At 43.7% G+C, this 14,376-nt stretch carries 11 protein-coding genes; 9 read left to right on the top strand and 2 right to left on the bottom strand.

Going from position 1 to position 14,376, the window contains the following annotated elements; all coding sequences use genetic code 11:
• Positions 1-183 precede the first annotated feature (183 nt).
• Both rpmE and NI389_RS11285 read left to right on the top strand, forming a co-directional pair.
• Entirely contained in the window at positions 184-399 is a 216-nt protein-coding gene (gene rpmE / locus NI389_RS11280) for a 50S ribosomal protein L31 (RefSeq protein ID WP_208842130.1), read from the top strand.
• 808 nt (positions 400-1,207) lie between these two features.
• The gene (locus NI389_RS11285; RefSeq protein ID WP_308360013.1) at positions 1,208-2,449 is read left to right on the top strand and encodes a malic enzyme-like NAD(P)-binding protein; all 1,242 of its coding nucleotides are present in this window, start codon (positions 1,208-1,210) and stop codon (positions 2,447-2,449) included.
• Between the two features lie 56 nt (positions 2,450-2,505).
• On the opposite strand, the gene metJ is transcribed toward NI389_RS11285, so the two are convergent.
• The gene (metJ, locus tag NI389_RS11290; protein WP_208842132.1) at positions 2,506-2,826 is read right to left on the bottom strand and encodes a met regulon transcriptional regulator MetJ; all 321 of its coding nucleotides are present in this window, start codon (positions 2,824-2,826) and stop codon (positions 2,506-2,508) included.
• 309 nt (positions 2,827-3,135) lie between these two features.
• Here metJ and metB point away from each other — a divergent pair, with 309 nt between their 5' ends.
• Positions 3,136-4,392, top strand: a complete 1,257-nt coding sequence (gene metB / locus NI389_RS11295) for a cystathionine gamma-synthase (RefSeq protein WP_308360015.1) — start codon at positions 3,136-3,138, stop codon at positions 4,390-4,392.
• Between the two features lie 4 nt (positions 4,393-4,396).
• The gene (gene metL, locus NI389_RS11300) at positions 4,397-6,742 is read left to right on the top strand and encodes a bifunctional aspartate kinase/homoserine dehydrogenase II (protein WP_308360016.1); all 2,346 of its coding nucleotides are present in this window, start codon (positions 4,397-4,399) and stop codon (positions 6,740-6,742) included.
• A gap of 77 nt (positions 6,743-6,819) precedes the next feature.
• On the opposite strand, the gene NI389_RS11305 is transcribed toward metL, so the two are convergent.
• Positions 6,820-9,270 carry a penicillin-binding protein 1A gene (locus tag NI389_RS11305; protein WP_308360017.1) on the bottom strand — a complete coding sequence of 817 codons (2,451 nt, stop codon included), beginning with the start codon at positions 9,268-9,270 and terminating at the stop codon, positions 6,820-6,822.
• Positions 9,271-9,402: 132 nt separating this feature from the next.
• On the opposite strand from NI389_RS11305, the gene NI389_RS11310 reads away from it, so the two are divergent.
• Genes NI389_RS11310 through NI389_RS11330 form a run of 5 tightly spaced genes read left to right on the top strand, consistent with a single transcriptional unit; the run spans position 9,403 to position 14,308 of the window.
• Entirely contained in the window at positions 9,403-10,482 is a 1,080-nt protein-coding gene (locus NI389_RS11310) for a pilus assembly protein PilM (protein WP_308360018.1), read from the top strand.
• A complete protein-coding gene (locus NI389_RS11315) occupies positions 10,470-11,048 on the top strand; it encodes a PilN domain-containing protein (RefSeq protein ID WP_208842134.1) in 579 nt (192 codons plus the stop codon). The genes NI389_RS11310 and NI389_RS11315 overlap by 13 nt, the downstream gene beginning before the upstream one ends.
• Before the next feature lie 26 nt (positions 11,049-11,074).
• Positions 11,075-11,683 (top strand): type 4a pilus biogenesis protein PilO, encoded by a 609-nt coding sequence (locus tag NI389_RS11320; RefSeq protein ID WP_308360019.1) that lies wholly within the window; start codon positions 11,075-11,077, stop codon positions 11,681-11,683.
• Positions 11,680-12,228, top strand: coding sequence for a pilus assembly protein PilP (locus NI389_RS11325; protein WP_208842136.1), 549 nt, complete (start codon positions 11,680-11,682; stop codon positions 12,226-12,228). The genes NI389_RS11320 and NI389_RS11325 overlap by 4 nt, the downstream gene beginning before the upstream one ends.
• The gene (locus NI389_RS11330; protein ID WP_372588598.1) at positions 12,206-14,308 is read left to right on the top strand and encodes a type IV pilus secretin PilQ; all 2,103 of its coding nucleotides are present in this window, start codon (positions 12,206-12,208) and stop codon (positions 14,306-14,308) included. The genes NI389_RS11325 and NI389_RS11330 overlap by 23 nt, the downstream gene beginning before the upstream one ends.
• Positions 14,309-14,376 lie beyond the last annotated feature (68 nt).

Here is a 14,376-nt window from a genome sequence, read left to right on the forward strand (position 1 = left end):
AAAGGCACGACAAAAAACCCAGCGGCCGTATTCATTCCGATCAGAAAGAAAAGAAAAGATCATTTTTTGCTTGTCGTTTGTACAGATTCTACATTAGAATACGCGACCACTAAATTTGTTTAACTACGTATGGTGCCAGACTTCGGGTTTGGAGAGCGATACGGCCTTACCTCAGAGGTTACTATGAAAGAAGGTATCCACCCACAGTACCAATCGAGCAACGCAACTTGCTCATGTGGCAACAAGTTCGAACTACGTTCAACGCTTTGTAAAGACATTCACTTAGACGTTTGTAATCAGTGTCACCCATTCTACACTGGTCAACAAAAAATCGTTGATACAGGTGGTCGTGTTGATCGCTTCAACAAGCGTTTTGCTGCTTTCGGTAGCAAAAAATAATTACAGACTCGTCGATGAGTTTTGTAATGAAAAAAAGCGCCTAAAGGCGCTTTTTTGCTATATAGGCTTTTTCAGTAACGGTTATCGTATACATCCATCCGGTTCCTGTGCATTCGAACACGCAGAAATGCCCTTCCGCTTTTCATCACATCCGAGTTTATTTGTTGAGAGCCAAAGAAAACACGCATAAATACGCCGCTCGATGGGAATGGTTTATATAGAGTAATAACTCTATTAATTTTATTTATGCTTAATATTTCTTCTGAGTGTTAGAACCTAGTCAGCTTCTTTACTATAGTAAATTCAATAATCCCTTGCGGAAATACGCAGACGTAACAACGTGCTCAATAGATTAAATGTGCACAAATTTGACCTGAAACTGGGTGGGTATTCATTTTTGAATTATCAGTAGTTAATAAAGTTGTAGTCAATTGCTTTGAACGTGAAGCTAAAATGTTCAATTTTAGTCCTTTATGTTTTTTTATTGCGTTTGAATGAAAAAGTGGTTGAGTATTCAACTTTATGAATGAAAAAATGCGTTAGTTTTATCCATTTTGTCGCAAAAACAGTGCACCCTTGCCAAAGTAAATGAAGTAAAAATTGGGTTATATTCTAAGAAAATGCTGCGAAAGGTCGGCAACAGGATAGACCTGATAGTGCTTGAATATATTTTAAAAAACAGTATTGTGAATAAACGCTAGAGGTTATTTTTACTGACACGCCGTTGTCACGCTAAACCGCTAGGGTAAGATTTAAGCAATACTGATATTTCACTCTCACTCTCAACATTGCAGGAAAAAATCGCGTCATGACTGATTTTCGTCAAAAAGCGTTGGACTACCACGCGCACCCCGTTCCAGGAAAAATTAGTGTCGAATTAACTAAGCCGGCAGAAACGGTTAGGGATCTCGCTTTGGCCTACAGCCCAGGTGTAGCAGAACCTGTTCGTGAAATTGCAGAAGATCCAGCGAATGCATACAAATACACGGCCAAAGGGAATATGGTTGCGGTTATCAGTAATGGTACAGCGATTCTTGGTCTAGGTAATTTAGGTCCTTTGGCATCAAAACCAGTAATGGAAGGTAAAGCGTTATTGTTTAAACGCTTCGCAGGCTTAGATTCAATTGATATTGAAGTTAAACATAAAACGACCGAAGACTTTATCAACACGGTTGCCAATATCGCAGATACGTTTGGTGGTATTAATCTTGAAGACATTAAAGCGCCTGAATGTTTTGAAATTGAAAAGGCACTAATCGAACGGTGTGATATTCCAGTGTTCCATGACGATCAACACGGTACTGCAATCGTGACGGCGGCAGGTATGCTGAATGCGCTAGAGATCCAAGGTAAAGATATTCACGATGCGATTATCGTGTGTTTGGGCGCAGGCGCGGCAGCGATTGCTTGTATGGAACTGCTGATCAAATGCGGTGCGCAGCGTGAGCACATTTACATGCTTGATCGTAAAGGGGTTATTCATACACGCCGTGAAGACCTGAATGAATATAAAAAGCTATTTGCTAACAACACGGATAAACGTACATTACAGGACGTGATTGCCGATGCGGACGTGTTTGTCGGTGTATCTGGCCCTGACCTTATTTCAGCTGAAGACTTAAAACTGATGGCAGACAACCCAGTTGTATTTGCATGTTCAAATCCAGATCCTGAAATCAGCCCTGAAGTAGCACACAGTGCTCGTAATGACTTAATCATGGCAACAGGTCGCTCAGATTATCCGAACCAAGTAAATAACGTACTTTGTTTCCCGTTTATTTTCCGCGGTGCGTTAGATGTACGTGCAACAGCAATCAATGATGCAATGAAAATTGCAGCGGTAGAAGCCATTCGCAGCATTGCAAAAGAGCCTGTACCTGCTCAAGTACTTAAAGCATCAGATGTTGACGCGCTTGAATTTGGGAAAGAATACATCATTCCAAAACCCATGGATCCGCGTTTATTGCCTCGCATCGCTAAAGCGGTCGCACAAGCGGCGATTGATTCGGGCGTTGCTCAAATTCCAATGCCAGACAACTACATGGCATAAATTGCAGTGCAATTAGAGTGAAAAAAGCCTCGCGATGCGAGGCTTTTTATTAGTAATTAATCTTCTTCGATGATTGGTACTTCAAGTCCCATCTCAATCATAATCTTGCGCACTTCGGCAGGCACTTTTTCTGGATTATCTTTACGTAAGTCTTCATCGGATGGCAATGGTTGGCCTGTAAACGCATGTAGAAAGGCCTCGCACAGTAGTTCACTGTTTGTCGCATGTCTCAAGTTATTGACTTGGCGACGTGTACGCTCGTCCGTCAGTACTTTTAATACGTTTAATGGAATCGATACGGTGATCTTTTTTACTTGTTCTGATTTTTTACCGTGTTCTGCATAAGGGTGAACATACTCACCATTCCAAGTTGCCATAATCTTTTATTGCCTCAGTGTTGGGTAATGCCAATACGACTGCATTCGTGGTTCATACTAAACTAGTCTCAACAGGAAATGTAGGTTGATTTACATTTCGATTGTGAGCATCGCTTTCACCATTCGCGCTGGATCAAAAACTCAGTCGTATTAGCATGGTACTAATAGGAAGTGGCGAAATTTTATCGGTTTAAAAAAGATAGTCAAATACTAGTTATTTAGCCATTTAGGCGTATAAATGTTTTGACTTCCGATAGATCATGGTCTAACCTTTTAGACGTCTAAACATCCATAAATCTAGGTGTCATTATGAGTCTGTCAAATAAAGCGACGATTGCAGTCAGAAATGGAATTGAAGCCGATAAGCATCACGGTGCAGTCGTACCGCCTCTGTATTTATCGACGACGTATTCGTTTGCTGATTTCAACGTAAAGCGCGCTTATGACTACGGTCGTAGCGGAAACCCGAATCGCGACATTTTGGCCGATACCTTAGCGCAACTTGAAGGTGGTGCGAAAGGGATCATTACGGCGACGGGAATGGCGGCTGTACACCTAGTGACACAACTGTTAAATCATGACGATACATTGGTTATTCCACATGATTGCTATGGTGGCAGTTATCGATTGTTCACATCATTGGCAAAACGCGGTTTACTGAAACTGCAAGTCGTGGATTTAACCAATCCAGAGAACTATCAAACGGTGATTGGTGCCAAGCCAAAAGTGATTTGGATTGAAACGCCAAGCAACCCTATTTTACGACTCACTGATATATCTGCCATTGTTGATGTTGCCAAGCAGTGTGGTGCACTGGTTGCTGCAGACAATACCTTTTTATCGCCTGGCTTGCAGAATCCGATTCAATTTGGTGTGGACATTGTGGTGCATTCAACCACGAAATACATTAACGGCCATTCGGATGTGGTTGGAGGTGCCGTGATAGCCAAAACGCAAGAGTTAGGCGAGGAATTAGCATGGTGGGCGAATAACATCGGTATTACCGGTGCGCCGTTCGATAGCTACTTAACGCTACGTGGACTTCGCACATTAAACGTTCGTTTAAAACAGCATCAAGAAAACGCCTTAGCGATTGCTGAATATCTTGAACAATCCTCTTTCGTAAAGAAAGTGTATTATCCAGGACTTAAATCTCATCCTCAACATGAGCTTGCGAAACAGCAACAACGTGGTTTTGGTGGGATGGTCAGTTTTGATATTCAGGGTGGATTAAATGACGCTGCGGCATTCTTAACGTCCCTCAAACAATTTTCGCTCGCAGAATCCTTGGGTGGAGTGGAAAGCTTGATTTGTCATCCAGCGACCATGACTCATGCTGGTATGGAACCTCAAGCGCGACTCGAGGCAGGCGTTGGTGATACACTAATTAGAATTTCTGTGGGTATTGAAGACGTTAGAGATTTACTGGCCGATTTAGAAAGTGCGTTTACTATGGTACGCCCTGGCGAAGTAAAAGTTGCATCCGTAGATACTCAGCAACAGCAAAACAACCAAGATAATTTACAGGCATTCAATTTAGTGCCTGCAACTCCGGCACTATGGTAAGAATATGACACAAGCAGTACATAAATTTGGTGGGTCGAGCTTAAGCTCGGCCTCTCGTTATCAGGCCGTAGCGAATATTATTTTAGGTCAATGTGTGGCGGGCGATTGCGTTGTTGTGTCGGCGGCAGGTAAAACCACGAATACACTAGTCAAATTGTGGCAAAGTCACACTCAAAGCGATACTCAGGCTGTAAGTGATATTTTGTTGCAACTTGAATCACAACAAACGCAATTGATCAGTGAGCTGCTGCAAGGGGATTTACAGCGTCACTTATTAAATTTATTGCACGCGGAGTTAAAAGCTATTGCGTCGCAAAGTGAACAAAAGCAGTTACATGAAGCTTCTTTGTTGGCTCATGGTGAAGTTTGGTCTGCTCGTTTACTTGCGCATTATTTACAGCATTTAGGTGTGGCGGCAAAGAATATTGATGCCCGCCAGTTATTTACATTGCATCATGGCCAATTGGTTGAGCAAAAAAATGTGCAGGCGTGTGGCGAGCTAATCGCTATTGATCAAATAAATGTTGTGACGGGTTTTATTGCTAGTGACAGTGAAGGAACTACGGTAACGCTAGGCCGCAATGGCAGTGATTACAGCGCGACTTTGTTGGCAAGTTATGTTCATGCCCAGAGTGTATCAATTTGGACCGACACACAAGGTGTGTACAGCACGGATCCGCGTAAAGTGTCCAATGCAATTAAGTACCCTAAAGTATGCCGAGGACAAGCTAACTTATTGGCACGTCTTGGTAACCCGGTATTGCATGCAAAAACATTGTCGCCATTGAAAAATACAGAAATAAAACTGGTGGTACGTTCGAGTTATGAGCCGGAAGCGACGCCAACAGAAGTGGTCAAAGAAGGGTACAGTAAAGCAAAGCGCTTTATCACCACCTTCGAAAATCAAGATTTGCTACGTGTAGAACAACTTCAAGCAGGTGAAGTGCGCGATTTGAGTCAGCTCATCCAGCACAGCATTCATCACTTTTCTCAAGTTGGAGACGTGTTCTTGATGGTGCCAGCTGCCTTCACTCATGTTGTCGTACAACAGTTACAGGGCAGAGCAAATCTGGTTGGTTCGAATCTAAACGGCTGTGCAGTAGTGGCTGCACAAAACGAAGTCAGCAGCTTGAAGAAGCAAGCTCGTCTGTTATTGGATGAGCAAGAAGTTGTGGTTCGTTTTGAACATGAAGCAGGCGATTATGCACTGTTTCTGACCGATCAACTGATCGACAGCGACGCGTTGGCCTCATTGCATGACAAATTAGTCACCAAAGGCCAAGAATTGGCGATTATAGTGGCGGGTTTGGGCAATGTTGGCGAAGTGTTTATTGAACAATGCAAAGACCAAATAGCCCATTTACAACAGCAATTCGATGTAAAAGTAGTTGCTTTGCTGCGCAGTGAAAGCATGCTTTTTGCAGCTAGTGGGATTAACTTGGACAATTGGCAAACCCAATGGAGCGTTGAGTCGTTACCTTACGCCAAAGAAGATTTACTCGCGCGGATCGTGGAGCTAGATTACGAGCACAAAGTAGTCATTGATATCACGGCGAGTGAAGCATTTAGCCAATTGTACCCGGACTTTGTTGCTGCAGACTGCCATTTGATTAGTGCCAATAAATATGCTGGAACAGCTGAATTAAATTGGTATGAATCATTACGAAGCCGATTAAAAGAACGCAACTTGTATTGGCGTTACAACACGAGTGTGGGTGCTGGATTGCCAATCAATTTCGCATTAGCGGACTTACAAAACAGTGGTGACCGCGTTATTGAAGTGGAAGGGGTGTTTTCAGGCACGTTGTCTTGGCTCTGTAGCCAGTACGATGGTACAAAAGCTTTCTCTGATTTGGTACTTGAAGCACAAGCACTGGGATTCACCGAGCCGGATCCAAGAGAAGATTTATCTGGTCGAGATATGCAGCGTAAGCTGCTTATTTTGGCTCGAGACCTTGGTTTATCACTAAACTTGGATGACATCGAATTAAGCCCCCTAATGCCAGAGGTACTAGCACACGGCGACTGGAATGCCTTTCTGGCCAATCGAGCATTGCTGGATAGCTTTATTGCTCTGAAAGCCGAAGAAGCAGCCCGAGAAGGTTGTGTGCTTCGCTATACCGGTGCTTTAACGCTACGAGATGGTAAAGTAACAGCAAAAGTTGGAGTCGCACACGTTGGTGCCACTTCGGCACTGGCTAATCTCACGCCAGGTGATAACATTTTTGTGATACGTAGCCAGTGGTACCAAAACAATCCATTGGTTATCCAAGGACCAGGGGCTGGAAAAGAAGTGACTGCGGCGGGCATTCATTCCGATTTATACTGGCTTACTCAACAGCTTCGTTAGAATGTAAAACTCGTCTTGAATATAAAGAACGCACCAACAGGTGCGTTCTTTATATCTAAAAACAGTGACAAACCAAGTTAAAATAGCTCATTCGTTGACACTGGCGCATCCTCAAAAGGAGTGTCTGTACCGTCATCTAACACGTATTTAGTGGGTTGGGTTTCTGGCAAAAAGTACTCAAATCGACTGGTATGGTCATTGCGATTTGTTAGTAAGCCTGTTTTCAAATCAATTCGAACGGATACTAGGCCCGGTGGTGGCTCAATTGGTGCGTAAGGCTCATCTTCTAGCGCCACGCGCATGTAGTCTACCCAGGCTGGTAGTGCCGTTTTAGCACCGGACTCGGAGCCCGCAAGCTGATTTTGCTCAAGATTCGCGTTGTATGCCGCACGACCTAACGGTTTTCCTGCATCATCAAAGCCCACCCAAACTGTCGTTAATACATTGCGGTTAAAACCACTGAACCAGGTGTCGACAGCATCATTCGTCGTTCCCGTCTTACCGGATAAGTCTTTACGTTTTAGCGCTTGTGCACGCCAGCCTGTACCACTCCAGCCCGTTTTATGACGCCAACTTCCTCCTCCTTGGATGGTGCTTTTCATTGCATCGGCAACAAGAAAAGCATTTTGCTCAGAAATAACCGAAGGGGCGCATGCATGCTCTGCAGATTCCGCCATGGCTTCATCACACGCCAGAATAGGTTCATGAGTGAACACGGTAGTACCAAAAGCATCTTGGATCTCAGTAACAAAATAGGGCGTTATTAGCTTCCCGCCGTTAGCAAAACTGCTTATGCCTCGAGCGAGCTCCAGCGGCGTCATTGCTGCACTGCCCAAAGCGAGTGACTCGCTGCGCACAATGTCCTGCTCTTGGAAGCCAAACTTCAATAGATGGTCAGCGGTCTTTTGTAAACCGACCCCACGCAGTAATCTAACTGACACCACGTTTTTAGATTGCGCCAATGCACGACGAATTCGGATGGGCCCGTCATAAACATCAGGGCTGTTTTTTGGGCGCCATGCCACGCCTTGGCTTTTATCCCAGTGATTAATTGGTGCGTCATTCATGATACTGGCAAGTGTGTACCCATTGTCGAGTGCCGCGGAATAAATGAATGGTTTAATGTTTGAGCCAACTTGACGTTTTGCCTGAGTTGCACGGTTAAATTGGCTTTGTTCGAAGCTATAACCACCCACTAAAGCTTTTATCCGGCCATCTTGAGGATCAAGAGAGACCAAAGCGCTTGTCGCAACGGGTAATTGTGCAAGCTGCCAAAGGTCACCTTTGTTACGTACAAACACGAGCATACCAGGTGCTAAGATCTCCTTTGCCGACTTCGGCGCATCACCTTGTTTATCCTCGTTAATGTATTCTCTTGCCCAAGCAAGACCGCTCCATTCAAGGGTCAACGTTTCACCTTTGGTATTGATGACTTGTGCACTTTTTTCATCGACCGATTGGACAACAACAGGACGCAGTAATCCAAAGGCTTCTTGTTCTTTAAGTGCTTTAACGATGAGGTCCGTATTCCACGGAAGGTCGATTTCAGGCAACCACAGGCGTTTTACTGGGCCTCGATAGCCGTGTCGTTCATCGTAATCGTGTAAATTTTCCATTAATGCGATTTGGGCATGTGCCTGAATCGTTGATTCCACGCTGGTGTAAACTTTGAAACCGCTGTTATAGGCGATTTCTTCACCGTATTGTTCAACCATGTAAGAGCGCACCATTTCGGCGATGTACGGTGCATTGAGCTCAATTTCGGCACCGTGTCTTTTCGCGGAGATTGGGGCTGCTTTAGCCTCGTCGTATTGAGATTTGGTGATGTAGCCTTCGGCTAACATTCGTGATAGCACCACTGTACGGCGCTGCATCGCACGTTCTGGATTTCGAATTGGATTCAGCGCAGAAGGTGCTTTTGGCAAACCAGCAATCATTGCCATTTGAGCAAGGGTCAGTTCATTTAGGGATTTACCATAGTAAACCTGCGCGGCAGCCCCGATACCAAAAGCGCGGTTCCCAAGTTCAATTTTGTTGAGATAGAGTTCGAGGATTTCGTCTTTCGTTAACAATTGCTCAATATGCAAAGAGATGAAGATTTCTTTGATTTTTCGAATGTAGGATTTTTCTCTTGTTAAAAAGAAGTTTCGCGCTACTTGCATGGTGATGGTACTTGCACCTTGCTTTTTTTGGCCGGTCGTAACCAAAACTACAGCACTTCGCGCAAGACCAATGGGGTCAATTCCGACGTGTTCATAAAAACGATTGTCTTCTGTCGCCAAAATGGCTTGGATCAAGGGTTTTGGTACATCTTCAATGTGGACGGGAATACGTCGTTTTTCACCAAACTGGTTGATTAATTTTCCATCGCGCGTAAATACTTGCATTGGGGTCTGCAGTTTCACGTCTTTGAGTACCGCGACACTGGGAATATCGGATTTTACGTAATAATAAAGGATGACAAGTGAAAGTAGCCCAAATCCAATCCCAAACGTACAAAAAAGTAAAAATCTCTTTAATAATTTCACTGAATTATCCCTGCTAAGTCTCCCAATTATTGGCAGACGCTGCTAGTATATCGCGGTTAATAATGAAAAAGTTTTGTTCGAATTGCCATTATACTTCGTTCAGATATAAATCAAAGGACCAGAGCGATAAGTATGTTTAGTCAACTATTTAACAAGAATGAATCCATGATGGTGGGGATCGACATCGGTTCCCATTGTGTAAAAGCCGTTCTGTTGGCTAAAACGGGTTCTGGTTACCGTCTAGAAGCTGCGGCGATTGAACCTATTCCAAAAGGGGCGATGGCCGAACGCACCATTCAAGATATTGAGGCAATTGGCCGAGTTATCGCTAAACTTAAGAAGCGCGTGCCAAAATCTGCCAATCTTGCTGCGGTTGCCGTTTCTGGCCAAACTGTTATCACCAAAGTGATTTTCATGGACGTTGCTTTAACCGACGCTGAATTAGAATCACAAATTGCTATCGAAGCGGACAGTTTGATCCCCTATCCATTGGACGAAGTGAGTTTAGATTTCGAAAAGCTATCGGTCAATGAAGCTGATCCGTCAAAAATGAACGTTTTGTTGTCCGCAGCACGTACCGAAAGTGTTGAAGCTCGAGTGGGTGCGTTGGAAGAAGGTGGCTTTAAGGCGAAAGTAGTTGATGTTGAAAGTTATGCATTGGGCAGAGCATTGGATGTAATGTACCCGCAGTTACCTTCCGATGCGTTCGATAAAATTGTTGCCGTAATTGATGTTGGTGCGGTGATTACATTAGTGAGTGTATTGCAATCGGGTAAGACGCTGTATACCCGCGATCAAGTCTTTGGTGGCGAACAATTTACGAACAGCATCGTCGCGTATTACAACAAAACATACGACGACGCAGAATTGGGTAAAGTGACGCGAGATCTACCCCCTAATTATACGTTTGAAGTACTCGCACCGTTTCAAACCTCACTGATTCAGCAAATTCGCCGAGCAGTACAGATGTTCATGACCACAAGTGGTAAAGATCATGTTGATTACATCATCCTAACCGGTGGAACAGCGGCAATTGAGGGGTTGGAACGCTTATTGGTCGACGAATTAGGGATCCACACTATAGTGGCGGACCCTTTTGCCGATATGGAAATATCGCCTAAAGTCGATCGTATGCTGCTTGAAAAGCATCGAACGCAATTCGCGATAGCAACAGGCCTTGCATTAAGGAGCTTTTCGACATGCCACATATAAACCTGTTGCCTTGGCGTCAACAACAACGTCAGGCGTCACAAAAACGTTTTTTGGCGTTGATTGGTAGTTTGGTTTTCGTCGCCTTTTTTTCGATGTACATGTTGGGCGGGATTTACAGCTCAATGCGCGACGGCCAAGACATAAAAAATGCGTATTTGAATACGGAAATCGCGCTACTTGATAAGCAAATACGTGAAATCAATGAACTCAATACAAAGAAAGAAAACTTGCAGCAGCGGATGAAGTTAATTGAAGAGCTGCAGAGTAACCGAAATCTCGGTACGCAGCTTATTGACGAGATAGCTAGAATCGTCCCTGCGGGAATTTATTTAACGAGCCTAGAACGAAAAGGCAAAATGCTAAAAGTGGTAGGACGAAGCGAGTCGAATAATCGCTTGTCATCAATGTTACGGAATGTCGAATCATCTTATTTACTTGAAAAACCAACATTGCAAGGCATTGTCGCCGGAGAACAGCAAGCTCGCTTACTAAGCGATTTTACTATGCAGTTTTATATCAAAGCCTATGAAGACATTAATGAGGCAGAAAGATATGTCAGAAAATAATGCGAAGGATTTGATGGAGGCGAGTAGTGGAATTTGATTTAAAGTCGCTCAAAGACATTAACTGGAACGAGATTGAACTGGAAAACATGGGTGATTGGCCGTTTCCAGTCAAAGTGCTGTGTTGTATTTTTGTTGTCGTTCTGACGCTGTTTTTAGGTTACAGCACGTTGGTCTCAAGTGAAGTTTCCAGCTACGAGCAGGCTGTGCAAAAAGAGACGGAATTAAGAAGCGCTTACCGCATTAAGTATGCTCGCGCGACTAACTTAGATCTTTACCGTACGCAAATGCTGCAAATGGAGGAAGAATTTTCTCAATTGTTGAGAAAACTGCCGACCTCGAACGAAACACCAGGTTTACTCGATGACTTGACGTATGTAGGAACAACAAGTGGCCTTACTTTCTTAAAAATTGGTTGGCTTCCGGAAATCAAAAAAGAATTTTATACCGAATTACCCATTAACTTAGAAGTGGTTGGCCATTATCACGAATTCGGTGAATTTGTGAGTAAAGTCGCTCAGTTGCCTCGTATTGTAAGTTTGCATGACTTTAAAATTGAGAATGCAGCGAACAACCAACTAATCTTTACCGTGATAGCGAAAACCTATCGTTATGAGCAGAAGGAGCAGAAGAAATGAGACTGTTCCATGGCGTAGCGCTAGGGCTTATTACTTTGCTGGTTGGCTGTAACGACAATACGGCTGAACAAAAAGAATTTATAGATCAGGTTAAGGCGAGTGCGGTTCCAAAGGTCGAACCAATCCCAAAAATGCCTGATTTTGAACACTTTCCTTACGGAGCGGGACAACTTCGTAGTCCGTTTGTTGTGCCTGAACCCGCAATTATCGAAAGCAATGTTTTACAAGTGAAAAACTGTTTACAACCTGACCCAGACCGCTCGCGAGACCCACTCGAAAAGTATCCATTGGATAACTTAATGATGAAAGGGACCATTGCAAAAGGCGGGGTACGTTGGGGATTAATTCGCACCTCAGATAATGCCCTTTATCGAGTGAGAAAAGGGAACTACATTGGTCTATATCATGGCGAAGTGGTTGCTGTTAACGCAGATCATCTAGAATTGCGAGAACTGATCCCGGATGGTACAGGGTGCTGGAAAGAACGACTGACAAAACTGGAACTGTTAGACGCAGTGGAGAATGGCCAGAGTGAAAAACAATAAAGGGTTGAAAATGAAGCGCGACGTTTTCACAACATTAAAACAAACAGCAAAGTTCGCCTCGCTGAGTATGTTAGTCGGTATTTCGACCTTCGCTCAAGCAGTTCCCATGCTATATGACATTCGTTATAACCCAGTGTTAGAGGAAGAAACTGAACTTCAGTTAGTCTTTGACGAGCAATTAAGTCAAGAACCGAAAGTGACAGTCCTAAATCAACCTGCTCGTATTGAGTTATTCTTCCAAGGGGCTGAATACGAAGAAAGTCTGAAGAAGCTGGAAATCAACAAAGCGGGGATCGAATCCCTGTCCAGTGAAATGCAAAAAGACGGTTTTAAGGTTACGGTTGCGTTAAAAGAACTGAAATTATACAAAACTGAGGTGAAGAATAATCTCGTTTATCTTCGCGTATCAGATAACCCAATCACCACGGTTGATGAGCAAGCTGATACGACATCTTCCATCGGCGGAGAGCTTGCACCGCAGTATATGAATATGGTGCAATCAATAGATTTTCGTCGCACAGAAAAAGGTGCAGCTCAAATTCTCGCGTTTTTAGAGTCACCTCAAGCAGCGATAGATGTGCAAGAGCGTGGTGGCAAAATTATTGCCGATTTTCACCATATTGGTATTCCTGACGACTTACTCTATCAACTGGATGTACTTGATTTTGGTACTGTGGTGAGTAAAGTTGAAACGTTCAGAGAAGCGAACAAAACGCGTCTTATCATTGAACCGAATGCGGCGTTTAAATTCAATTACCAACAGCTCGAGAATGTGTTTACCTTAACGGTTGAAAAGGACCAAGGCGCGAGCCAATTTGGCGAAAAGAAAACGTATCGCGGTCAGCCAATTACCTTAAATTTTCAAGACATTCCGATTCGTTCAGTGTTGCAGATTATTGCTGATACCAACAACTTCAATTTAGTGACCAGTGATTCTGTCATGGGCAATATTACACTGCGTTTAGATGGGGTTCCATGGGACCAAGCATTGGACGTTGTTTTACGAGTAAAAGGCCTAGATAAACGTACCGAAGGTTCTATCTTGATGGTCGCACCGTCAGAAGAATTAGCAGCTCGTGAAGCCAAAGATTTGCAAACGAAAAAGCAAGTGGAAGAGCTCGAACCGCTGTACAGCGAGTACATTCAATTAAATTACGCGAAAGCGGAAGAGTTTGCGGACTTATTAAAAACGGATATTAATAGTATTGTTAGTTCTCGCGGCAGTGTTTCAGTTGATAAACGTACCAATACGTTGCTTATCAAAGACACTTCCCGCTCGATTGAAAGTATCCGTCGAATGGTCGAAACCCTCGATGTACCGGTAAAACAGGTGGTTATTGAGTCACGAATGGTGACTGTACGTGACAACGTGCAAGAAGATTTAGGGATCCGCTGGGGTTTTAGTGATCAACAAGGTGCAGATGCAATTGCAGGCACATTGAAGGGGGCACAAGAGCTTTCTAATGGTACAATCCCCGCGCTTGCAGATCGTCTGAATGTGAATTTACCCGTGACATCACCTGCAGGTAGTATTGGTATGCACGTGGCAAAGTTGGCAGACGGTACGATTATTGATCTAGAGCTTTCTGCGCTTGAGCAAGAGAACAAAGGTGAAATTATTGCAAGTCCGAGTATTACTACGGCCAATCAGAAGAAAGCGCGGATCGAACAAGGTACTGAAATCCCTTATGTAGAATCCGCGTCGAGTGGTGCAACAACCGTGACTTTCAAAAAAGCGGTACTAAGCTTGGAAGTAACGCCACAAATCACGCCGGACAACAAAATTATTCTAGATTTGTTGATCACGCAAGATACGCGTGGTGATGTGGTGCAAACGCCAACAGGCTCGGCGGTTGCAATTAATACGCAGAAGATTCAAACCCAAGTATTAGTTGAAAATGGACAAACGGTAGTACTGGGTGGCATTTATCAGCAGCAAATCGTTAATGCTGTGAAAAAAGTACCTTTGCTTGGTGATCTACCATACGTTGGTGCGTTGTTCAGAAACACAAGTGAGTTTAACGAAAAGAAAGAATTACTCATCTTTGTGACTCCAAAAATCTTACATGAAGGACTGTAAATTTTCGGACCGGGGATAAAACCTAAGTTTGGGGGATTAATGCATTTTGAACAAATGGGGGTTGAAAT

This window comes from Pseudoalteromonas xiamenensis (assembly GCF_030994125.1).
GTDB lineage: Bacteria > Pseudomonadota > Gammaproteobacteria > Enterobacterales > Alteromonadaceae > Pseudoalteromonas > Pseudoalteromonas xiamenensis_B.